This window comes from Actinoplanes sp. NPDC051475 (genome assembly GCF_040689425.1).
In the GTDB taxonomy this organism is placed as follows: Bacteria; Actinomycetota; Actinomycetes; order Mycobacteriales; family Micromonosporaceae; genus Actinoplanes.
Map to the genome: position 1 here is coordinate 39,696 of NZ_JBFAZZ010000022.1, position 23,239 is coordinate 62,934.

General features: G+C 66.7%; 18 protein-coding genes. 1 reads left to right on the forward strand and 17 read right to left on the reverse strand.

Annotated elements, in window-relative coordinates:
* Positions 1-165: 165 nt before the first annotated feature.
* From AB0368_RS33590 to AB0368_RS33620, 7 genes are all read right to left on the reverse strand, one after another.
* A complete protein-coding gene (locus AB0368_RS33590; protein WP_366158050.1) occupies positions 166-873 on the reverse strand; it encodes a hypothetical protein in 708 nt (235 codons plus the stop codon).
* Between the two features lie 1,039 nt (positions 874-1,912).
* Positions 1,913-2,977 (reverse strand): XdhC/CoxI family protein, encoded by a 1,065-nt coding sequence (locus AB0368_RS33595; RefSeq protein ID WP_366158051.1) that lies wholly within the window; start codon positions 2,975-2,977, stop codon positions 1,913-1,915.
* A gap of 1 nt (position 2,978) precedes the next feature.
* On the reverse strand, positions 2,979-5,540 hold the full coding sequence (locus tag AB0368_RS33600) for a molybdopterin cofactor-binding domain-containing protein (protein WP_366158052.1): 2,562 nt from the start codon (positions 5,538-5,540) through the stop codon (positions 2,979-2,981).
* 32 nt (positions 5,541-5,572) lie between these two features.
* Entirely contained in the window at positions 5,573-6,484 is a 912-nt protein-coding gene (locus AB0368_RS33605; protein WP_366158053.1) for a 2OG-Fe(II) oxygenase family protein, read from the reverse strand.
* 307 nt (positions 6,485-6,791) lie between these two features.
* Positions 6,792-7,805 (reverse strand): S66 peptidase family protein, encoded by a 1,014-nt coding sequence (locus tag AB0368_RS33610; RefSeq protein WP_366158054.1) that lies wholly within the window; start codon positions 7,803-7,805, stop codon positions 6,792-6,794.
* Positions 7,806-7,869: 64 nt separating this feature from the next.
* Positions 7,870-10,491, reverse strand: coding sequence for an alanine--tRNA ligase (gene alaS, locus AB0368_RS33615; protein ID WP_366158055.1), 2,622 nt, complete (start codon positions 10,489-10,491; stop codon positions 7,870-7,872).
* Positions 10,492-10,600: 109 nt separating this feature from the next.
* Positions 10,601-11,446 carry an aminoglycoside phosphotransferase family protein gene (locus tag AB0368_RS33620; protein ID WP_366158111.1) on the reverse strand — a complete coding sequence of 282 codons (846 nt, stop codon included), beginning with the start codon at positions 11,444-11,446 and terminating at the stop codon, positions 10,601-10,603.
* Between AB0368_RS33620 and AB0368_RS33625 the strand changes: the two genes are divergently transcribed.
* Positions 11,393-11,518: a hypothetical protein gene (locus tag AB0368_RS33625; RefSeq protein ID WP_366158116.1), complete on the forward strand. Its 126-nt coding sequence runs from the start codon at positions 11,393-11,395 to the stop codon at positions 11,516-11,518. The genes AB0368_RS33620 and AB0368_RS33625 overlap by 54 nt on opposite strands.
* Positions 11,519-11,547: 29 nt before the next feature.
* Here AB0368_RS33625 and AB0368_RS33630 read toward each other — a convergent pair whose 3' ends face one another.
* The 10 genes from AB0368_RS33630 to asnB form a co-directional block, all read right to left on the reverse strand.
* A complete protein-coding gene (locus AB0368_RS33630; protein ID WP_366158056.1) occupies positions 11,548-12,147 on the reverse strand; it encodes a hypothetical protein in 600 nt (199 codons plus the stop codon).
* Positions 12,135-12,917: an ABC transporter permease subunit gene (locus tag AB0368_RS33635; RefSeq protein ID WP_366158057.1), complete on the reverse strand. Its 783-nt coding sequence runs from the start codon at positions 12,915-12,917 to the stop codon at positions 12,135-12,137. The genes AB0368_RS33630 and AB0368_RS33635 overlap by 13 nt, the downstream gene beginning before the upstream one ends.
* Positions 12,907-13,707: an ATP-binding cassette domain-containing protein gene (locus AB0368_RS33640; RefSeq protein WP_366158058.1), complete on the reverse strand. Its 801-nt coding sequence runs from the start codon at positions 13,705-13,707 to the stop codon at positions 12,907-12,909. The genes AB0368_RS33635 and AB0368_RS33640 overlap by 11 nt, the downstream gene beginning before the upstream one ends.
* 81 nt (positions 13,708-13,788) lie before the next feature.
* The gene (locus AB0368_RS33645) at positions 13,789-14,931 is read right to left on the reverse strand and encodes an ABC transporter substrate-binding protein (RefSeq protein WP_366158059.1); all 1,143 of its coding nucleotides are present in this window, start codon (positions 14,929-14,931) and stop codon (positions 13,789-13,791) included.
* 592 nt (positions 14,932-15,523) lie between these two features.
* Positions 15,524-16,843 carry an MFS transporter gene (locus AB0368_RS33650; protein WP_366158060.1) on the reverse strand — a complete coding sequence of 440 codons (1,320 nt, stop codon included), beginning with the start codon at positions 16,841-16,843 and terminating at the stop codon, positions 15,524-15,526.
* Positions 16,844-16,904: 61 nt separating this feature from the next.
* Positions 16,905-17,939 (reverse strand): hypothetical protein, encoded by a 1,035-nt coding sequence (locus AB0368_RS33655; RefSeq protein WP_366158061.1) that lies wholly within the window; start codon positions 17,937-17,939, stop codon positions 16,905-16,907.
* A gap of 215 nt (positions 17,940-18,154) precedes the next feature.
* Positions 18,155-19,174 (reverse strand): diiron oxygenase, encoded by a 1,020-nt coding sequence (locus tag AB0368_RS33660; protein ID WP_366158062.1) that lies wholly within the window; start codon positions 19,172-19,174, stop codon positions 18,155-18,157.
* A gap of 19 nt (positions 19,175-19,193) precedes the next feature.
* Entirely contained in the window at positions 19,194-19,490 is a 297-nt protein-coding gene (locus tag AB0368_RS33665) for a PqqD family protein (protein WP_366158063.1), read from the reverse strand.
* A complete protein-coding gene (locus AB0368_RS33670) occupies positions 19,487-20,269 on the reverse strand; it encodes a hypothetical protein (protein ID WP_366158064.1) in 783 nt (260 codons plus the stop codon). Before AB0368_RS33670 ends, AB0368_RS33665 begins: the two co-directional genes overlap by 4 nt.
* Positions 20,262-22,502, reverse strand: coding sequence for an asparagine synthase (glutamine-hydrolyzing) (asnB, locus tag AB0368_RS33675; RefSeq protein ID WP_366158065.1), 2,241 nt, complete (start codon positions 22,500-22,502; stop codon positions 20,262-20,264). Before asnB ends, AB0368_RS33670 begins: the two co-directional genes overlap by 8 nt.
* Positions 22,503-23,239: the final 737 nt, after the last annotated feature.

Genomic DNA, 23,239 nt, shown 5'->3' on the forward strand with positions numbered 1-23,239 from the left:
GACCTGCTGTCCTCCTGTCCGGGGAATGCCGAACAACACCCGAATGGGGAACGCTCCGGCCTCGGTGAGGCCGCTTTTCCGGATGCCCGGATGTGGCCATCGATGACGAGGCGCTCGGCGACGCCAGGAACTGCTGAACCCATCGAGCGCGGCTGTCGGCGGCGTCTAGAAAACACCCCACTGTCGCCAGTCGAGGACCCAGTCCGGCTCGGCCGGTGTGCGCGTCAGCCCTTGCGAATCTGACTCAGACTTGAAGATTGGCAAGGACGCGATGGCCTCGGCGATCCGGTCGTGAGACTTCTGGTCGTAGATCGCATCGCAGACGACGATGATCTGCCCCGCCTGCAGCACGTGGGTGACGACACTATGGCTTGTCGCCGCCCGCAGCAGCTTCTTGACGGCGCCCCGCAGCAGTGCGACCTGATCGGCCGGGACATTGTGTACCTCGACGTGACCGCCTTCGAGGACCTTGTCAGCCGCCAGGCGAGCAACGAGCGCGAGGCGGTCATCGGCCGCGGGCTTCGGAAACTGGCGGTCGACCACCGCCAGGCAACGCCGGCAGGTCGGCGCGAACGCGGTCTCGCGAAACAGCGAGACGCTGCCGCCGTCGCCGCCGATCATCATCGACCACTCCCGCCCACACAGGGTTGTCGCCGACCATCGTGGCTCCGCCAAGGCCCGCCGATCGTAGACAGCGAGCAGCTGAACCCGATCCGGGTCCTTGCTACGCAGATAATGCTCCAGAACGGCCATGCGCCCAGAGCCAGGAGGTTGAGCTGGTGCAGCGAGATGAACCGCCGATCCGCCGGTCACCGTCAACAGCATCGGTGTCCCGCCGATGTCGATCGTATTGGCGCCGAAAAGCTTGGACATGGCCTCTACCCCTCTGTGTGTCGACCTACGGGCCGCGATGGCACGATCGACCCGGTATCGCTTCGATCAGAACCGATACGGTGCGGCGACTTCAACCCCGCCCGGTCACCCGATGGAGTAAAGGAATCTCCGCAGCTCTACGGTCCGCCGTTTGATGTCGGGCGTGGTCGGTCTCGAAGGGCCTGCTCAGTGTCATTGCCGCCCAGCCGGGTTTCCCTTCGCTCCATGGCCACGGCGCCGAACGCGGGGATGAGGTCGTTGTGGAGGTAGGCGGTGTAGCGGTTCACGGTGTTCGTCTTGGAGCGTCGGTGACTTGGTCTCGAGCCACTGGGTGAGATAGCCGGCCACCGTTTCGCTGTCGTCGAGGCTGACGCCGGCGCGCTCGCACTCGAGCACATGGGCGAGAGCCGCCGAGGCCGCCGTCTTGGTGGCGAAGCCGGTGCGGCGCATGGTTCGGCGTTTGTCCAAGCTCGGCAGGTCGACGGCGAACCCCCAGCCGCCGTGCCGGGCGTTGGACAGCTTCGGGCATCGAGGGCCGAGTAACCGCCCGGTGCCGTCACGGCAGGCGCAGCAGCGGTAAACCCGGCCCCGGTTCGGATTCTGTCTCATGGCGTCGTCCTCGGTAGAGGTGAGCTTTTGTCACCTCTACCGGTGCCCTGTTCGGCCGCGACAACATCGCGACAACCCCGCATGTCCTGCCTGCGTGCGACGCTGATACTTGTGGCTCGGTCAAGGGCCACGTCGGCAGCCGCGGTGTCAAGGCCGGCCAGCTCCGTGGCGGTAGACGCCTCGCGCGTTTGGTCGTCCAGCTCGTCGTCGCTCAGGCCACATACGGGATGGCCTGTCTCTAGTTGGACAGCAAGTCGCCGCAGAACTCGGTGCTTATAGGTCGGGCGGCGGTAGTGAGGGCTCGGCGTACAACGATCAAGGCGGTCGACGAGCCCCTCACACCCGGCTGCCGAGGTGGATCGTGTGCCTTGTTGGCGCCGCGTTCGCCAACGCAGGCTTGACCTGCGGCAAGGAATCCACCGAAGCGTCTTTAGACCTTCCGTTGTGCATGGATGGGCCCACTGGTCACGCTCAAAGAGTCGGCGGAACGCCGCGTCGACAGACTGAGGATCTCCGCGACGATGGATATTGCGGTCTGCTCGGGAGTGGCCGCACCGATATCCAGACCGATCGGAGAGCGCAGCTTGGCAAGCTGCTCCTTGTTGACGCCTGCGGCACATAGCTGAGCCACACGCTGTTCGTGGGTGCGGCGTGAGCCCATGGCGCCGACGTAGGCGGCAGGCGACGCCAACGCCGCCTTGACCAGTGGGATGTCGAAACGCTGGTCATGCGTAAGGATGCAAATTGCGCTGTCATTCCCGACCGGGTTGCGCGCGAGGTACTGTTCCGGCCATTGCACGACTACTTCGTCAGCGTGCGGGAACCGTTGGACAGTGGTGAATACTGGGCGGGCGTCGCAGACCGTCACGTGGTAGCCGATGAAGCTGGCAGCGTGTGCGAGCGCGGCGGCGAAGTCCGTGGAACCGAAGATCACCATTTGTGGCCGGGGAAGCCTGACGTCGAGGAACATCTTGGTGCCGGCGACGTCGTATAGTCCGGTCGTCGTGACCGCGGACAATCTCCGGGGCAGAGCTAGACGCGAGGCCGTCGACGTGCGGGCATGGAGCCGCACGATGCGCGGTTGCCCGGAACCGGTGATCTCATGTAGAAGCCGCGCCGACTCGCCGCGGGCAGCGGCAGCGGCAGCGCGGTCGGCGGCCCGGTAGTCATCCGACCGCGCATAGGGCAGATAGGGCTGAATCACGACGGTGAATTCGCCGCCGCAGGTCAGCCCGGCGGCGAACGCGTCGTCGTCGCTGTAGCCGAAGGTCTCGACTCGGTAGTCTGCGTCGTCGATAGCTTGGTGGCACAATTCGAACAGGGCGGACTCTACGCAACCTCCGGACACGCTGCCGATGACGGTGCCGTCGCGGTCGATGGCGAATGCGGCTCCGGGTTGCCGGGGTGCGCTACCGGTCACCGCAGCGACGGTTGCGACGGCGAATTCGCGTCGCTGTTCGAACCAGTCGTGTAGTTGTTCGGCCAGGTGAAGCATGTCAGTGCCCCGGCTGCAGCGGTAATGTGTCGCGCCAGGTCCCGTCGAGGTCGTGCAGCATTGCTGCGATGGCGGCAGGGGTGGCGATCAAGCCCATCTCACCCACACCTTTGATCCCGAACGGAGCGTCTGGTTGCGGTTGCTCGATGAGTTCGACCTGCACGGGCGGCATGTCTGCCGCGGAGATGATGCCGAGATCGCGCAGGTTGAGGCGGGTCGGCTTGCCGTCGGGGCCGGTGGGGAAGTCCTCAGACAGTGCATAGCCGAGGCCCATGTGCACGGCGCCTTCGATCTGGCCTTCGCACAGGGTCGGGTTGATCGCTCGGCCCACGTCATGCACGGCGATCATTTTTTCGATGCGGCCGGTGGCGCGGTCGACGACTGCGAGTTGTGCGGCGAAGCAGAAGGTCCGGCCGAGTACGGTGCCGACGGGCTGGTCGGCGAAAGTGGGAAGGTCGGCGTCGATGTCGTAGCTGGCGCGGTAGGTGACGCCCGCCGCTCGGCCGTGCTGGATTGCCTCACGGCATGCGTCGCGGACTGCGCCTGCCACTGCCAGTGCGGTGCGGGATCCGGTGGTTTGCCCGGCCGGCAGCTCTAGTGCGGTGTCGGAGACGATGGTGACCATACGCAGATCGACGTCAAGTTCGGCGGCGGTGACCTGCGCGGCGACGGTGTCGACGCCTTGGCCCATTTCGGTGAATGAGTGGGCGACGTCGACGCGGCCGTCGTCGTGCAGGTATACGGAGGCGTGGGAGGTGGTTAGGTAGCCATCGCCGAGGCCTGAGTTCTTCACGATGAGGCCGAAGCCGACGGCTTTGCCCGCGGCTTGGGCGGTCTGCAGGTGCGGCCGGATCGCGTCCAAGCAGCGCTGGGCAGAGGCGGCGTCTTCGCCGACGATTTGCCCGGGGCCCCAGGTGGCGCCGGGATGCATGAGGTTGCGCCGGCGGATCTCCCACGGGTCGATGCCGTTGGCTGCGGCGAGCCGGTCCATGATGCCTTCCATGGCGAATTGAGCCTGCACGGCACCGAAGCCGCGGAAGGCGCCGCAGACGGGGTTGTTGGTGCGTGCAGCAACGCCGTGTACGTCGACGTTAGGGATGACGTACGGGCCGGTGGCATGGCCGACGGTCCATTCGAGCACCGCCAGGCCGACTGAGCCGTACGCCCCGGAATCGGTGAGAAACCGGGCGTGCAGGGCGGTTAGCTTGCCGTTGTTGTCTGTGCCGGCGGTGAAGGTCATCTGGAACGGGTGCCGCTTGGGGTGCATGAGCAGCGACTGTTCGCGGGTCAGGACGCATTTGACTGGGCGGCCGGTCAGTAGTGCGGCTAGCGCGGTATGGGCCTGGTTGGACATGTCTTCTTTGCCGCCGAACGCGCCGCCGGGTGACACTGACGAGACGGTGATTCGGTCGGGTGCCAGGTCGAGCACATCGGCGATCTGCCGACGGTCGTCGAAGATTCCCTGGCCACCGGAGTACACATGTATTCCTCCGTCGGGGGTCGGTAGGGCCAGGGTGGCCTCGGGTTCGAGGAATGCGTGCTCGACGCGCTGAGTGGTGAAGGTCGCCGTCGCCACGTGCGCCGATGCAGCCAGTGCGGTATCGGTGTCGCCGCGGCGGTAGCCGGTCTGGTGCAGGATGTTGCCGCCCGTCATCCACACTGTCTCTTCGCTGCTGGCCAGCGCCTGCTGCGGGTCGACGACGGGCGTCATGACCTCGTAGCTGACGGCGACCAGGTCAGCGGCCCGCTCTGCGGTCGCTTTGTCGTCGGCGACGACGACGGCCAGGACATCGCCGGCGTAGGAGGTGATTCCGCGCTCGGGGATCATGATCGGCCAGTCCGCGCCGATCAGGCCGACGCGCAATTGCCCGGGTACGTCTGCGGCGGTGTATACGGCGGCGACGCCCGGCAGCGCGGCGGCTGCGGTGGTGTCGATGCCGAGGATGTGAGCGCGGGCGTGCTCAGTCAGCCGTAGCGCGGCGTGCAGCATCTCCGGCACGCGCAGGTCGTCGATGTACTGATGCTCGCCCAGGACAAGGTCCTCGGCGCGGTAGCGCCGGGATCGGGATCCGACGGCGCTGACGGACTCCGCCGGAGGCTGACCTGCCGTCAGAGTCTGTACCGCGTCGATGATCTTGACATAGCCGGTGCAGCGGCACAGGTTGCCACGCAGATGCCGGGCGATCTCAGTGCGAGTCGGGACGCGCGGCCGGTCGAGCAGCGGCTTGACGCGCATGACGATCCCGGGGATGCAGAATCCGCACTGAGCGGCGCCGGCATCGGCGAACGCTGCGGCGATGCGTTGGCGCTCGCCGTCGGGCAGCCCTTCGAGGGTGGTGACTTCCCGAGTGCCCGCCCAGGCAGGTGGTGTCTTGCAGGCGAGGCGAGCGGTGCCGTCGACGATCACCGTGCAGGCCCCGCACTGTCCGGCGGGGGCGCAGCCGTCCTTGGCGGCGGTGAGGTCGAGTTCTTCGCGCAGCGCGGCCAGCAGGTGCGGGTGGTCGGCGGCGACGGTGAGCCGTTGCCCGTTGACGGTCAAGGTGGCGGTTGGGGTGTCAGTCATGGGTGTGGCTGCTTCCGGCCGGAGGGGCAAAATCAATGGCGTACTTCGCGTTGGCGTCGCACGTCTGCCGCGCGTGAACCGGGTGCCGAGGTGTCGTGCAACGGTGTGGTCGGCGCGTTGCGGTGTGGGTGGCAGAAATACGGGACCGACAGCCGTCCGGGCCCGCCGGCGGGCGGGACAGTCACACGGTGCGGAAGTGCCCGCACCGCGCCGTTGCTCCAGCGCTGCATCAGGTCACCGAACAACACGATCAAGGTTCCGGCTTGTGCTGGTACGGGTTGCCACGCTCTCTCGGAGTCCAGGATTTCGAGCCCGCCGGCGCCGTTGTCCTGGAACAGGATCGTCAGCGCACCGAAATCGGTGTGCGGCTGCTGGGCCAGCCGATCCTGGCGGGTGTGCGGCGGGTACCAGTTGGCGATCATGCCGGATGCGTGGTGGGTAAACGTTCGCTGCACCCAGCCGGGCGGTGCGTCGATGATCTGAGCGGCAGCGTCCAGCAGTCGCATCGACAGCTGGTGAACCTGCGACAAGTAGGGCCGCCAGGCGGCCTGCAGACGCGGATACGCGACGGGCCATAGGTTCGGTGGAGGAGAATCGGCGGCGGTGTAGTTTGCGGCCGCCAGCTCGGCCGCCGTGTCGAAGCGGCTGACCGCGAACGTCTCGGCGGTGTTGGATCCGCCCGCAAGGGCGTGCGTGCACCAGCCCTGATAACGGCTGGGTACTGCAGCGGCTGACTGGGCCTTGACCGAAGCGGGCTGTGCGAAGAAGCCTGTCGTCGCGGCGTACATTTCTTCGATCACGTCATCGGCCACGCCGTGGTCAGTGACGGCGAACCCGCCGAGCTCGCGCCCGGCACGGGCGATGCGTTGCATCACCGCGACGCGGTGTCTCGGGTCGTCGGCGCCGGCGAGGCTGATCACGTCGAGGGCAGGCGCAGGCGCCATGAAATATCTCCCCTCTGTCGCCCATCCGGGCTGACAGGTGGCTTCGGTGACCTGGGCCAAGATGCGGCCCGGGTCGCAGCGACCCTAAAACTTGTGCCGAGTGAGGTCAACCCGGGCTCGGCCGCCTACTCACCAGCTTCCTCGAGCATGGCCCCCCTGGGCAGGCAGGAACTGCTCCGGGACAGACCTGTTTCATCGATGATCGAGTGATTGAGGGCGCCTTCCGAGAACTTCAGTCCTGCAAGGGTCCTGAAGCGCCGCCAGTGGCGGCGGGGTACTCGTTTGTGGGCGCCTGCAGCACGTCACATCAGGCGGTGACGGCTGACTCCAGCAGGAACAGCCGTGAGTCGTCCACCCGTGCGCGGATGCCGAGCGGCAGCGTAGCCACCGGGTCGGTGTGGCCGTAATCGACGTTGGCGAGCACGGGCAGCCGGAAGTCCTCCGTTACATCCAATAGGACCTGGTGCAGCTGGTCGGTCTGCGCGTCGTCGAAATGGTACGGACGGCCGAGCACGACTGCGGCCACGTCGTCGAACACGCCCGCGTTGCGCAGGTGCCACAGTTGCTGGTCGCCCTCGCCGGGGCCGAAACCGTGGCCCGGGGTGTCCAGAACCAGAATTGCATCGCGGAAGTCCGGCTCGAACGGTGTGCCCAGCAGCTCGCAGAAGTTCGTCAGCGTGCCGGCCAGCAGGGGACCTTCGGCCACCCCGGGTCGCAGCGCCGCGTAGGGGCGTGCCGGACGCCGGGCGCGTTCCCGGTTGCGGGGCCGCGCCCAGCTGACCCGCTCGTCGGTGTAGGTCGGGCTGCCGACGATCTCACCCACCGGCTCGGCGCGCATCACTGCGCGGCGGAACCAGTCCACCGTGTGGGGATCAGGTCTGGTCCACTCTCCCCACTGCGTCATGATCATCGGGGCGGAGAATGTCACCAGGTTCGTCTGGGCGTAGATCGCGTGGTTGATCGAGGTGATGTCGGAGTAGCCGCAGAACATCTTCGGATTGGCCTTGATCAGGTCGTAGTCGAGGTCTTCGAGCAGTTGCGCCGAATGCCGCCCGGCGATGATCGACACGACGGCGGCGATTGTGGGGTCGGCGAACGCGTCGTGGATGTCAGAAAGCCGCTGTTCGCGAGTGCCGGAGGTGTAGCCCCGCAGCCCGAGCGCGTGCGGCATGACCTTCACGTTCAGGTCGAAGATCCGCTGGAACGCCGCGATCGCGTGTCCGAAGCGGATCTCGTGTTCCGCGGCCGCGCCCCACGACGGTGACACGAGGGCGACGGTGTCACCCGGGCGCAGCATGGGGGGTTTGATCAGGTCCGGCACTGGCATCCTCAGGGGGCGTGAACGGCGGCGGGCGGGCCGCCTTGAAGCGGACTGCCCGCCGCGGTCAGACAGCGGTTGATAGTAGCGCGGACAGTGCTTCGGTCACTTCGCCGTCGCGGGGTGGCCGACCGCCACCGCCTTGGGCGATGGCGGCACTGCCGCCACCGGACCCGCCAAGCCGCTTGGACAGCCCGCGAATCAGCTCTGTAGCGTCGAGTCTGTCTTGGTAGGCCGGCGGCACGGAGACCACCAGCCGTGCCTTGTCGCCGTCGGTCGACCAGAACACGACCAGCGCATTGTGCTCGTTGGCCGCCTTCTGCGCACTTGCGCGGAGGGTGCCTGCGTCGGCGTCGACCTCCGCGCATATCAATCGCCAGGGGCCGAGCAATGTGATCGTCAACGCGTCAACAGCGGTGGCAGCTGACGTGGCGGTACTCGCCGGGCGATGACGGGCCTGATCGTTGAGCTTGCGTACCCGCTCAACGAGCTGCGCCGGGCTCGCCTTGAGCAGGCCTGCGGCCTCGACCAGGATGTCTTCCCGCTCGTACACCCAGCGCAGCGCCGCGTCTCGCGTGACCGCGTTTATGCGCCGCACGCCGGCGGCAGCGCTGCCTTCGGCGGTGATGCGTAGCAGACCGATCTGCGCCGTTGATGTGACGTGCGTGCCGCCGCAGAACTCTTTCGAGAATCCGCCGAACGAAATCACCCGAACCTTCTCGCCGTACTCCTCACCCTCCAGGTACAGCGCTCCCGACGTCGCGGCGTCCGCGCTGTCGATGACCGTCACCTGCCGCGGCAGATCCGACAGCACCTGCGCGTTGACCATGCCCTCGATCTCGCGTAGCTGTTCGGCGGTCACCGCCTGAGGGTGGGTGAAGTCGAACCGCAGCCGCGCTGGATCGACCAGCGACCCAGCCTGGCGAACATGCTTGCCCAGCACACGGCGCAGTGCCGCGTTCAGCAGGTGCGTCGCGCTGTGGTTCGCAGCGGTAGCCGCGCGGGCAGTCGCGTCGACAGCAAGGCTGATCTGCTCGCCGTGGTGCAGCTCACCCGCGGTGACGGTGGCTCGATGCAGGTGGTGACCGCTGGCGTGCCTGACCGTATCCGTGATCTCCAGGCGGGTGCCGGACGCGGTCGTGGCGACGCCGCGGTCACCGACCTGGCCACCGCCTTCGGCGTAGAACGGCGTGTGGTCCGTGATCATGTCGATCTCGTCGCCGGCCCGCGCGACGTCGACCGGCACACCGCCGCGGAACACACCGAGCACAGCAGCGTCCGTTGTGGTCTGCTGGTAGCCGAGGAACGTGTCCTCCACACAGGCCGGGAAACCTGCCGGGAGAACGTCGTCGCGGCGTAGCCGCCGGCTCTTGCCGGTGTCGGTCTGCTTACGGGAGGCCTGCTGATGGTTGGCGAACTCGGCGGCGAAGCCGTCCAGGTCGACGTTGCTGCCCCGTTCACCGGCCAGATCGCGGGTGATCTCCACCGGCAGGCCGTAGGTGGCGAACAGCCGGAACGCGTCAGCGCCGGAGATCGTGGTCGGCTCGGCGATCAGCGTGTCGAGTTGGTCCATGCCGCGGCGCAGCACCCGGCCGAAGTCGGCCTGCTCCTGCGCCACGCCCGCCATGATCGCATCCTTGCGGTCCATCAGGTACGGGTAGTAGCCCGCCATACGGCCAATGACCGCCTCGATCACCGACTCGGCGTCGAACCTGGCAACGCCGCGGCGGGTTGCCACCGCGATGCACTTGCGCAGCAACCGCCGGGGAATGTAGCCACGGCCCTCGTTGCCCGGCATCACCCCGTCGGCGAGAACGAACGTCGCCGCCCGTAGATGGTCGGCGGCCATGCGGTGGTGGTGCTGCACCGGGGCGCCTGCCTCACCGAATGCGCTCTGCACTGCGGACACGATCGGCGTCATCAGATCGGTGTCGTACACCGTGGGATGGCCGTTGAGCGCCAGCGTCAGTCGCTCCAGTCCCGAACCGGTGTCGACGCTGGTGAACGGAAGCGGCTTGTACGTGCCGTCCAGACCCTTGTCGAACTGCATGAAGACGCCGGCGTTCCAGATCTCGATGTACCGGTTGACGGTGTCGAAGTGCCCGCCCGGCACGTACGGCACCCCGAAGGTGTCGCCGGTGTCGATGAAGACCTCAGTGCACGGGCCGCAGGGGCCGGAGTCGCCGGCCGGGCCCCAGAAGTTGTCGGCCATTCCCAACGCGACGATCCGGTCTCGCGGGATACCGGCCCGCTCCCACGCCGCCGCGGACTGCTCGTCCGGCGGTAGGCCCAGCGAGGGCTCCCCGGCGAAGACCGTGACGTATAGCCGCGCCGGATCCAGTCCGAGCCCGTTGGTGAGCAGTTCGAACGCCAGCTCGACGGCGCGGTCCTTGAAGTAGTTGCCGATCGACCAGCTACCCAGCATTTCGAAGAAGGTGAGATGGTGCCGGTCGCCGACGTCGTCGATGTCGCGGGTGCGCAGGCACGTCTGCACGTTGCACAGGTCCGGGTGCGGCGGCTGCGCCTCGCCGGTGAAGTACTTCTTCAGCGGCGCCATGCCTGAGTTGATGAACAGCAACGTCGGGTCGTTGGCCGGGATCAGCGACGAGCCGGTGATGCGGCGGTGGGACTTCTTCTCGAAGAACTCCAGGAAGGCAGCACGTATGGAGTCGCTGGAAATGGTGCCCATGATGGCTGAACCTTTCACATCGCCGAGTGCGTTGTCGCTGCTCGCGTGGTTGCGCAATGCTACCTGACCAGCGGTGGGGTGTGCTCTTGGGTCGTCGTGGGGGATGTCTTCAACCGGTCAGCGACGCGGCCCGCAGGCGGACGAATTCGGTCAACCGGGCACGCATCACCGGTTCGTCGAGAGGGAAGCCGACCGGGGCGAGGTTGGCCATCCATAGCGGGAAGCTTGCCAGGGCAGCGATGCCGCGGTGCACGTCCCACAGCGCCATGTCGGCCACCGGGCCGCGCTTCTGCTCGTAGCCGGCAAGCAAGGCCTGCGCGGCTTCGGTGCCCGCGATGAGAACCAGGTCGGCGCGGCAGTGCGCCAGGTCGAAGCCGGCGGCGCCCAGACTGGGGTAGTCCCAGTCCACCACGCCCGCGACGCGGCCGTCATCGCCCCACAGAACGTTGCCGGGGTGGAAGTCGCCATGAATCAGCACTTCGGCAACAGGAGCCTTCGAGAGCTGCGCGCACCAGCCGGCGAAAACAGCTTGCGACGCCGGTGTGATCACGCCGTTGAACTGCTCCAGCGCAGGGACGCCGAAATGCGGATAGCGGCCGGCTCGCCAGGGCTGCGCCTCGGCCGGGGCGGCGGTGTCATGGATGCGTGCCAGCATTGCGCCCAGCACAAAGCAGCGTTTGGTGAGCTCCGCGGCCGGGATGTACGCCGACGCAGGGTGGATGTCGTCCATGATCAGGCACGCCTGCCCGGTCAGCGAGCCGTCTGCGTCGACGAACAGTGGCCGCGGTACCGCCTCGACGCCCGACCGCACGGCCGCCAGCACCTGAGCCTGGCGGGTGAACAGGTCCGGGTCGTCGACCAGCCTCGCCGCGGTGCAGGTCTTCACCACGACGGTGGCTGCATGAGCGCCGTCGACGGTGACCCGGTAGACCTGGCTCTCGGCGCCACCGGACAGCGGGTGGACGCCGCGCAGGACGCCGAGCCCGGCCGTACCGACGGCCTGCTCGAGAAACCACAGCTGCGATGAGTCCACCGACGGTGCAACAGTCGCGGTCATCAATGGCCTGCCAACGGCCAGGGCAAGGTCCGCAGCTGCGTAGCGAGGTCATCGGCCAGCGCTCGGTGCATGTCCCGGCGCTGCTTCAGCGGTACGCGAGCCACGTTCAGTCGAAGGTGGGCGAACGGCGGCGCGACCCGCAGCGCCTCGTTGCGGGCGATCCGGTCAGCGCGCTCGGCTTCGGGCCGCTCCGAGCTCGCCGCAAGCTCTGCCTGCATCTGATCGAAGTCTGCCGGCCAGAGCAGCACCACCTTCAGCTCGGGCAGCCGCTGGCACAGCTTCGGCAGCGTCGGAGGTGCGACCCCTAGCAGCACATGCCGACGCCTGCTCAACGCCTGCGCACCAGCCAGGTCAAGCGCATACCGCGCAGGACCCACCGTGTCGACGAACCAACCCGTTTCGACCAGCCGGTCCATCTGATGCTCGTCGACGAACCCCATCGTCTCATCGCCAACCTCCCCAGGCCGCGGCTGCCGCGTGGTCAGCAGTGACGCAGCTGTGAAGTCGTCCCGCTCGTCGAGTAAGAACCGGATGAATGTCGACTTGCCGGCGAAGCTTGGTCCCACCACGGCGAGCAGCCGCCCACCTAGGACGTCCAACGCGAGACCTTCCGTTCCAGCAGGGTGGCGGCCAGGGCAACCAGTCCGCACACGACCGCGACTTCGATCAACATGGCGTACATCAAGCCCGACTGCAGCTGATACAGCGCTACCGCGACGATGTTGCCCACCCCGGTGCTGGAACCCAGCAGCTCGCCCACCGTCGCCCCGACGATGCTGGCGGGCGCTGCCAGGCGAAGACCTACGAACAGGGCCGGCACCGCGGTCGGGAACTGAATGAGCCGGAACCGCATCCAGCGGCTGGCGCTGTAGATCTCGCCCAACTCCAGCAGGTCGGTCGGTGTGCGATGCAGCGCGGAGTCAACGGTGATCAAAATCGGGAAATACGACAGCAACGCAGCAATGACCGAGATCGTCATAATGCTGTCCTGACCGAACGCCAGCACGATCACCGGCACCAGACCGAACACCGGAAACGAATTCGACGCGTACGCCAGCGGCAGGCTCAGTGCCCGCAGCCACGGCACCAGCGTGTACAGCGACGCCACCAGCACTGCCGCCGTCGAACCCAACCCGAACCCGATCCCGGCCTTGATCAGAGTGCTGGTGATCGCCTCCTGCATCAGCAGGAACTGCGCCCACCCCTCATTGAAGATCATGGACGGCGTCGGGACCAGCACCGTCAAGGACGTCATACCGGCTGCCGTGCGGCGCGCGTCGTACCACCGCTCACCGAACTCCCACAGCACGAACAAGACGGCGACGATGGCGGCGACGCCGGCGCCACGCCGCAGGCGCTCAGCGGTCATCTTGGGCTCGCAGCCGCTGGCGGACCAGGTTGGTCATGCGAAAGTACGCCTCCTGCGAGCGCACCGAGGCATCACGCACTCGCGGCAGGTCGATCTCGACGACCTCGGCGATCCGCGTGGGCCGCGGTGTGCAGATGGCCACCCGGTCGCCCATGAACACCGCCTCCTCGACACTATGCGTGATCATCACGCACGTCTGGTCCATGCGCCGCTGCAATGCGGAGAACTCGGCGTTGAACCGCTCACGGCGCATCTCGTCCAGCGCGGAGAACGGCTCGTCCAAAAGGATCACTTTCGGGCTGCGGACATATGCACGCGCCACCGCCACCCGCTGCTGCATTCCTCCCGACAACTCCCGCGGATAGGACCGCCGGAAGGTGGTGAGCTCGGCCAACTCCAGCGCCCGTTCGACCGCGGCCTCGTTGCGGGTGCGAGCGAGATCCAGCGGCAGGCGTAAGTTCTGCTCCACCGTTCGGTGCGCCAGCAATGTGGGCTTCTGGGTCACCAGCGCAATTTCGCCCGATGTCCGGACCGTGGCCGGGTCACGCTGGTCCACGAGTATCTGCCCGTCCGTCGGGGTGATCAGCCCCGCGATCGCGCGTAGGAGGCTTGTCTTGCCACATCCCGACGGGCCCAGCACCGACACGAGGCTGCCCGCCTCGACCTCGAGGTTCGCGCCGTCGACGGCCAGAAGCTCACCACGCCGGGAGCGATAGCGGACCTGCACGCCGCGTACCGACACCATTGCCGAATGAGTGCCCGCCGCAGGTCTTGCTGACGCACAGGCCAATGTCATTGCGTTCTCCCCCGAATTTTGCCAGCTTCCGCAGCTCGCGGCCCAGGTCGTGACCCGGGCCGCGAGCGCAGGATGTTACTTGCCGTAGACGCGCTGGACGACCGAGGTGTCGATGAGCTCCTCCACGGCCGGCGTGCGGGGTAGCCCGGCCGCGGTGCTGTACGCAGGAACGAAGCCCTTGATCACATCCAGGTTGAGCTGCCCGATCTGCGCGTCCGAGCCGTCGACCTTCATGTAATCGATGCTCTTCTCCACCAGCGTCTGCTGCTGCTCGGCGTTGAGCTCCTTGCCCCCGCAGCGCTCGTCACGCAGGTACTGTGCGGCGGCTTTCGGGTCGCGGATCGTCTCACGCGCGCCTTGGGCCGTGGCCTTGAGCCACTTGTCGAGAAGTTCCGGGTTCTTGGCGATGAACTCCTCACGCGCCATGGCGACATAAACAGGCTGCGTGAAACCGGGCAGCTCGCTGACGGGAAGGAACCGGTAGGGAATGCCGGCCTTCTCCACGGCGACCGCCTGGTTGGTGGAGAACCCGAGCAGCGCGTCGACCTTGCCCGCGATGAACGGAGTGGCGTCGCCACTGATCGTAGTGATCTTCAGATCCTTGACCGTGACACCGGCGTAATCGGCCAGCGCCTTGAAGATCGGTGCGCCCGGGGTCGAGCCGATCACGTACTTGCTGCCGTCAGACTTGGTCTTGGCGAGGTCCTTCAAACTGTTGATGCCGCTGTCGGCGCGGACGATGAACCCCAGCGGGCTCTTCTGCCACAGCGACGCGAAGGCGCGCACGCTGTACTTGTCATCCTTGCGCGCCTTGCCCTCGATGAGGGTGACGAGGTCGTTGTCGACCGCGATGTCGACGGCAGGGTTGGTCGCCACGGCGTTGGTAGCGTTGAGGAACGTCGCGGCTACAGGCCCGCCCGCCTTCAGAGTTACGTCGAGACCCGCGTCGCGGTAGTACCCCTTGACCACGGCGGTGCAGGACGCGGCGGAGCCACCGTCGAGCAGCCAGCCGTACTGGACGGTGACCTTGCGCAGCTCTGCGCTGGTCGGGACGGGCTCGTCGGTCGAGCAGGCGGTGGCCGTCAGCACGGCCAGAGCGGCGGCCGAGGCGGCCATGATGGTGCGGAACTTGTTGCGATGCATGCCTTTTGCCACTTTCGAGTATCTCTGGACAGACGAACAGCGCCTATGACGGACGCTGGAGGCGTAGAAATCCACTTGATTTACGTTGTGGGTGCAGGCAAGATCGCGGGCGCGCGCGCCAGCATAAAATTCTCCCCTCTATCGCCCATCCAGGCTGATAGGTGGCTACTAGGAGCGCCCTTGGCGCTTGAGTGTTGGACCCTAGCCCGCACGCAACTAGCAGGTCAACACGGGGGCCGCCGAATTAGGGCGGCCCGGTCGGGATCACTCCTCTATGGCGAATTGCGGGGAGTGCGAGGGTGCGCTATGAGAGGCCAAGGGGTCGGCGGTCTGCGACCAATGCGCGATCACAACGGGTAGTGACCGCGTCCTGGAAGAGTGTTGGAAGAGTGTTGTTAATGGCCGCGGGCATTTGGCGCAGTCGGCGGTCGGTGACCGGAGCGCCGTGTGAGTAATATCTCGCTGGCGTTGGTTGATGGCCATTCAGGTATGGGAAGCTGCTGTCTGCTTCAGAAGCCGCCACGGTGAGTGCGCCGGCCGACCCTGGGGACTCGGTAGGGGTGCGGCTCATGGCGGCCTGCAGATGACACCCTTCAAAGACGTGGGCGGAAGGCGGCGATTGTGCGCGACCATCGCGCATATTGAAACCATCTGCTCAGGTCTGGCGTCAGCGGCTTATGGTCGCGTACCGGCCGGACACCGAGTAGATCGAGCCGGGCACGTCCTCTGCCGTCCGCCTGTGCCGACCGGCGTAGTCGAGGGCTGCAATCCTGCCGTGCAGCTGTACCGCGATTCCCATCAGGATCAACGTTGCCAGCGCCAGTATCACCCAGAACATGGCTGCGGGCATCGCTGTCACTATGAACAGCCCCGCCGCAGGGCCCAGCCCGAAAGCGCCAGCGAATGTCATTGCCATGCTCGCGCTGTATCGGCCCAACGCCTCCTTCGGCGCCAGGCGAACAACCAGCGGCATGACCGACAGCGAGAGCAAACATTCGCCGACCGCGAAGACAACGGCGAATCCAGCTAAGAGGCCGAGCCGTAGGCCGGTGGACGTCACCACCGAGGCGACGCAGCCGAACCCGTACGCGATTGTCCAGAGCGCACCCACTACGCCGAGCAAGACGGTCTCCGTCACATTTGCGGTCCATCGGGTAAGCGGCAGCTGGGCGATCACGACCACTACAGTGTTCAGCGCGCTCATGCCACCTACCACGAGCAAAGACTGGTGTAGTCGGTCACTGACGAGAACCGGTACGGCGCTGTCTGCCTGCGCGAACCCGAATAGCACAGTGACGAATTGGACGGCCAGGACAAGGCGGAACGTCGAGTCCCGGTACGGGGCGAACCGCACGATTGGCTTCGGGGGACTTGCGGCGGTTGCGGCTTCTGGAGTGGCGCGGGCGCCCCAGGCGATGAGTGCCATGGTGATCCCGAGGAGGGCGAAGCTCGCCGCGTTGACTACGTAAAGCAGTTCGAACGACCGGGTGTCGTGCTGCAGGCCGAGCAGCGCCCCGATCGCTGCACCGCCTCCTGCGCCGACGTTGGAGATCCAGTACCGGATAGCCGACACTCGCTTCATCGGGACGCCGTGGGCGGCCCGGACGAAGAACGGCGTGAGGGCGGAATGAAAGAGCCCGTTGCCGGCTCCGACGACGACGGCGCCGAGGAGGGTGAGCCAGGGCCGAGGGGCCAGCCCGATGATGGCCCAGCCGGTTCCCTGCAAGACAGCCCCGAGGAAGCTGACCGGCGCAGGTCCGCGTCGGTCTGCGAGGATCCCGCCGATCGGGTTGACGCACAGTCCGGCGGCGGCGATCGCGGCGAGCGCAACGCCGATGAACCCGACGCTGTACTGCCGGACGTCACTGAGATAGATGACGTTGAACGGCACGACGGTGCCGGTGCAGAAGCAGGAGAACAGAAAGGCCCCGAAGAATGTCTTCAGCCGGGCGGGCAACGCTGTGGTAACGGTGGAGTCAGTGGCCACGGGAGCACCCATTCGCTATTTCCGGGCGGTCCGCCTCGGACGCGATGCAGGAATCTGGTGTTCAGAGCAGGTGCGGGAGCTCCTGATCGGTGTAATACAGCGTGGTAAGCAGGACTAGCGCGTCCCAATCAGAGGTGATGAGCCGCTCGGCCATCAGTCCGCTCACTACACGGTCCCAGCGGACCGCTGGCGCCGCTGTCAGGTCGGTCAGCAGCGTGAGCCGCGGATCGCACGATGTCGTCGCCGCGTGCTTCGCCACCGCGGCGACTGCCGATCCCACTGCCGGCGCCCAGGCCGGCGTCAAAGCGCGAGCGAGCCGACCCGGCGACCGGCGGGCGAGGTCGTTCGGTTCGGCGAGTGAGCGCACCGGGCTGGTCGTGCTGCGGGCGGCCGCCGTCCGTATCTCGTGGTCGGCCGTGATCTCTGCGACCGCCGTGGCCAGTGCGGCGGCGACATCCTCGGGAACGGGACGGCCATCGAGAGTGAGTAGCCGCTGCAACAGCCGCAGGTATGCCAGCTCGAACGGCCGGCAGATGCCCGGCTGTTCCCACGCCGTCAGCATCGCAGCGACCGTGGCCGCATCGGTCGACTCGCCCGCGGCGAGCGCGTCGAGAGCCGCGCAGATTTCCCCAGGGGTGAAGAATGGCCAGGAGTTGCGCAACACGTGAGCCGGTGAGTCGGCCGTGTGCAACAAGTCCAGAACCCCGTTGACCGACGGGAAGTCGCCCCGCCACGTGCCGGGAGCCGCCTCCACCGGAATGCGGTAGCCCTTGTGGGCGGCGAGCACCTCGCCGGCAACCTCGTCCTCGGCCGTTCCGACCAAGACGGCCGCTGCCGGCCCAGCGGTCCACCGCCGCTGAATCATCCACCAGCGGAACCGTTCGGGCAGCCAGCCCGGGACGAACATGGCGGCGGTGTCATCCTCAGTCAGCCACCGGACCTGGACGGCAAGAATCCGCAGGCCGCTGGAGGCTATGCGGCGCACCAGGTCCGCGGCTACACCGAGACCGAACGATTCCGGGCCGAGCACGGCCATGCCCAGCCTGGGCAGCGCCTCGAGCTGAACATCCGTGACTTCGGCCAACAGGCCGTCCACGATGTCTGGGTCGGGCGTCAGCTCAAGGTACGCGGATCGCAGGTCGTCGCGTTTCGACCGCTCGCTACTCACGGCTTACGGGCCAAATAGCGCTCGTGGGCGCGCGAGGGCGCGGTTCCGCTGGGCGTCATCGGAGGGCCTCTCTATCGTCATCACGACTGACAGGTGGGTGACACAGACTAGCTCAGGACCGACAGGTCCCGAAGCGTCTGTGATCAGGATCGTGGAAGCAGTCCTTGGTCATGCAATCGCTGCGACACGCCCGGGAGGTCAAGCACCCCGAGCCGGATAAAATGCCGAAGGGTGTGCTGTGAGGTGGTCCGGGCGTAGTCCTCGATCACTTCACGGGGGAAGACCTCGGCGAGAACCTGCTCGGTGTCGTCCGCCCCGAACCGGTAGCCGAGCAGTTCCGTGCGCAGCGCGGGCAGGTCTGGCCGTAGGAAGGCGTCAATCAAGTCCGGCACCAGCATCGCTGCCCGGATCCGGAGCTGGGGCGTCAGCTCGCCCCACAGGTATGTGAGGAAAGACGCGAAGTAAGCGTGGTGGCGCCCCTCGTCGACCGCGTGGTCGTCGATCATCCCGCGCACAGCTGCCGACACCGTCGGATCATCCGGTACGGCCGCCAGCGTCGCCGATATGAGCGTCTCGGAGACGATGACGAATAGGATCTCGACGAGCGCCCGGACGTCCGGGTTCTGCTCCTGCAGCTCGCTGAGGCGGGCGAGGAAGTACGGCGTCGAGGGCAACCGGGGTGCGATCCCGGTACGGCGCTGAACCTGCGCCCGCAGGTCCGCGGTGAACAACGCGTGGTACGCCTCGTCGCAGTAAATCTTGAATCCATCGAGGCGCATCTCATCCGGAACGGCGACGCCGACGGAACCGTGGGCGATGCCGAGCACGGTCCGGTTGACGACCAGGTACTCCAACTTGGCGGTGAAGTCGAGGTATCGGTACAGGTGTTGGGTCAGCACCTCGTCGAGGATCGGCTCCGGCGCCTCGGCGACCAACGGATGTCGCGCCAAGGGCACCAGGTCCGTGGAGAACAGGCGCACCCCCGGAGCGTCGTCGTCGAGGTTGCGCCGTGGCGCTCGCCGGACGCTGGACCGCTCGTACCAGTTGGTGAAGGCGCTGCGATACTCTGGCTGTTCCTCGCCATCACCCGTCTCGGGCGGTGCCTGTACTGGACAGAACGCCACAGCGGCGCAACCGATGAAAAGCCCGAGGACTCCGCACACCGTCGTTCTCCTTCCAGGCTCAGGTCGGCGGGGGGCCCGCAATGGCGATGGCGCCGTGCGACACGAGTTCGGTGATCAGATCGGCAACGTCGTTGCAGGCCTCGCCGACATCGATGTCGTACTCGGCGGCAAGATCTGCGCCGAGGTCGGCAATCGTCCGCCGGCCGTCGATCCGGCGCCAGATGAATTCGGCGACCTCGTCGAGGGCGAATACCTCCTCAGGTCCGGCGAGGTGGACAATTCCTTGGTAACGGCGGACCCGTTCGTCGAGCCGACGCACCGGAACGGTCGGGCCCGGGAGTACGTCGGCGCTCACCCCACGTCTACCTTGCTGCAGAGGTCCCGGCAGAAGAGCAGGACTTCTTCGGGCCACCGCTCGGGGAACGCGGGGTCGAACGTGCGCATCGTCTCGAACGCCCAGTAGTCGTCGAAGGACATCTCCTTCGGCTGCGCGGCCAAAAACCTTCGTGCCCGCCACTTCGTCCCCGACCCGAACTCGCCATACAAAGCGAGGACACCGTCGATGGCGTAGCCGAAGGCCGCCTTCGCTGACAGGACGGCGCTTTCGGTGTCCCCGGTCGCAAGTTGACCGACGACGTCCTCGGCGTAGTTGTCGTAATAGTCGAGCGCGCGGACTGCCACCACTGACCGGTACGCGCTGGCCTCAAGCCGGCCACGCCACTGCTCGAACCAATCCCCGCCGTGAAGCAGCTGGCTGGAGCTGAACTTGTCCAAGAAGTCGACCTCGTGCGGCGTCAACCACAGCCCGATGTCCTTCCCGCTGGCGAATTCGCTCGGCGACACCTTCTCCAAGAGCTGTGCGATCTGACTCTCCAGCCAGTACTCGACATCCCAGCGACGTCCGTCGACGTAGACCGACCGGACATGAACGGCGCCCGCGTCCAATCCGACCGGCGCAGAGATCGTCGACGCCACCCCGGCTGGCTCGTCGAGGACGACGAACACATCGATGTCGCTGGTGGCGTTGCCCCACCCGCGGATCAGCGACCCGCCGGCGAAGACGCAACGATGCCCATCCGGGAGAAGATCGTGGTCACGCAGAACGCTCAGGGCGTCGTTCGGAAACTCAAACACGGGCCACCTCAACAATTTCGCCGGTCGGACCGGGGGACTGCACGACAGGGAAGGAAGCGAACCGCACGAGACCGATCTCGACGGCACTCTGCAGCTGCTCGGTCACATCCGCCAGGGACACCTCGATGCTGCCGAGCACATCGTCGAGGCAGCGTTGTCCGTCGACGGCACGCAGGAACGCGAGCCACGAGGGGTCGCTGTCGGCGTCAATCTCGTACTCCAGCACGCCGTCGACGGCGACGTACCACATCTGCACCGCGGGGTCATGCAGCAGCGAGGTGCCCGGCCGCAGACTCGGCACGTCAGTCGGACCGAGGTCGGCGAGCTGCAGAACCCGGCGAGCCGTTTCGGCCGGCGCATCAAGCCACGTCCGGCCGTCGAGTGCCACCGGTAGCGCAGCCCGGGCGGCGACCGCCGGTCGGGCTGGCATGCTCTGGGTCATCGCGTCGAGTAGGCCTAGGTTCACCACGCGCATCACTTGCTCGACGTGGCCAGAACCTGGGTCGTCGTGCAACGCTCGGAGCTGCATCATGACGTTGTCGGCGTCGATCAGCTCCCGCGCGGAGGGCGTCGACAGCGCCTCCTCAACCAATGCCGCGCCGTCGCTCAGCAGCATCCGGACGAAGACCGACTGCGTCTGCAGGAAGCCGTCACCGTGATAAAAGGCCACCTTCGGCCGGTCGACGATCATCGGTGGCAGCAGCGGCCGGACCGCTTCGCGGACCAACCATTTGTCCCACAGCAACGCCTTGCGCCGCTCAACGGACAGACCCATGATCAGCTCGATTAGCCGGACGTCCAGGAATGGGACGCGCGCCTCGATACCATTCCCGGCAGCCGTGCGATCCTCGTGCCAGCAGTTGTACTGGTCGACATCTCGCAGTTTCGCGGCCACGTATGCGGCATACGGGTCGTCGAGCGCTGACGCACCGTCGGCGAGCACACGGTCGCGCAACAGCGGCAAAGGCGAGTCGAACCAGATCGAGAGTCCAGGTCGCCGCTGCAGCAGTCGCTGCCGAGCCATCCCGGTGAGCGTGTCGATAAAACCGTCCCAGCCGCCGCCATCTGCGTACAGGCTGGAGTATCCGCCGGCGTACTCGTCCGCCGCCGCGCCGAGCAGCATTCCCTTGATGTTCGGGTGCTGTGCCTTCACGTAGCGATGCATCTCGTACTTGTAGAACTGTTCGGGCCCACAGGTCGGCATCTCGGTGAGCCACAGAAGCCGCTTCCACTCGGCCGCGTCCGGGACCCGATCCGCCGGAAACACCACCTGGTGGTGTGGCAGCCCCAACGCGTGCGCCGAACGGAAGGCATGCTCGGCGTCCCCGCTGCGCACCGTTCCGCCGGACAGGACCGTGAACGTGTGAAGGTCGCCCGTCCGTGCGGCCAGGCTCGCCACCGCGGCCGAGTCGACACCGCCCGACAGAAACAAGCCGACCTCGGCGTCCGCCATCGCGCAGTCGGTCACCGACTCGCGTAACAGTTCGGCGAACGTGTCGACGATAGCGTCGTCCGAGCCGACAGTTGTCCCGGGCTCAGGCGGCTGCCAGTACCGATGGGCGCGTGTGCCACCGTCGCGCAGGTCAATCTCCAGGATGGTTGCCGGTGGTACCTCCTCGATTCCGTCGAACCACACGGTCGTCGGCGCTTCACTGATCACTGGTGCGCCGGAGAACGCTGGATGCGCGAGCACGGCCTGCCAATCCAACCGCCGCGGGCACGCCGGTTCCTCGAACAGCGCCTTGATCTCGGACGCGAACGCGATCCGTGTACGGTCGCGCCAGAAATACAGCGGCTTGACCCCGAACTGGTCTCGCGCCAGGATCAGCCGCCCGGTGCGCTGGTCATACAACACGATGGCGAACATGCCGCGGACCCCGTCGAGAAAGCGCACCCCGCGCTGCCGGTACAGGTGCACGAGCACCTCGCAGTCCGAACCGGTCCGCATGCGTGTACCCGACGCCAAGCCCGCTTCGAGTTCGCGATGGTTGTACACCTCCCCGTTCGCGATGAGCACTACCGTGCCGTCCTCGCTGTACAGTGGCTGGCCGCCGCCCGCCGGGTCCACGAGCGACAACCGGGTGAAGGCGAGCCCGACAGGGCCGGCACGCAACAATTCCTCATCGTCCGGGCCGCGATGAGCCAAGGCCATCGCCATGTTCGCCAGCGTCCGATCCGCCGCTGGCGACAGGTCCGCACCGTCGAGCTGCGCCACCCCACCCAACCCACACATCGCGTACTCCTTGCCTATTGCCGTTCCGGACCGTCCCCGACGCGCCGGGCGCGGGTGTCACCCTTGGTGACACCCGCGCCCGTCACCATTAGTGGTTGCCTCGGATAACAGCGCCGAAGCCGACCTTCTTGGCCTCCGGCCGGGTGTACTTCTTCATGTCGTAACCTCCCCCCTCAACTAGGACACCTGGCGGGCATCACGCCAGCGACGGTCACCGACCACGGGGGCAGCGCGGTTCTCGTGCGCGGAGGTGACGGCCCATCCCACCCACCTGGTGGGCGTGCAACGTCGCGACGCAGGGGTCGCGACGGGTCAGGGGAGAGTCGACGGAGCTTCGACGGCGCAGCCTGGCACCGGCGCCGAACGGCGCAGAATCTTGGGAGGCCTGCAACACGTAGAGATCGAGAAATGCACCTTAGTCGCCTCTCTATCGCCCATCCGGACTGATAGGTGGTCTTACGTTCGTTGGCGGCGACTGTAGCGACCACCCGACTCGTGCGCAACCCGCACGGCGGCCGCAGCGCCCCCGTCCGCCCATGGCGGACGGGAGAGTTGCTCACCGCTGTCGATCCTTCAGCAGCGGGATCAGAGTCAAAGTTTCAGACATTTCCGGCGCACCACCGAATCCCCGACCGGCATAGCCGTGCAAGAGCGGTGCAGGGACGTTCGCGCATCCACGAGTGTGCGAGGCTCGGCGGCATTCGGCACTCCGTGCATCATCGGCCGATGAAACGAGT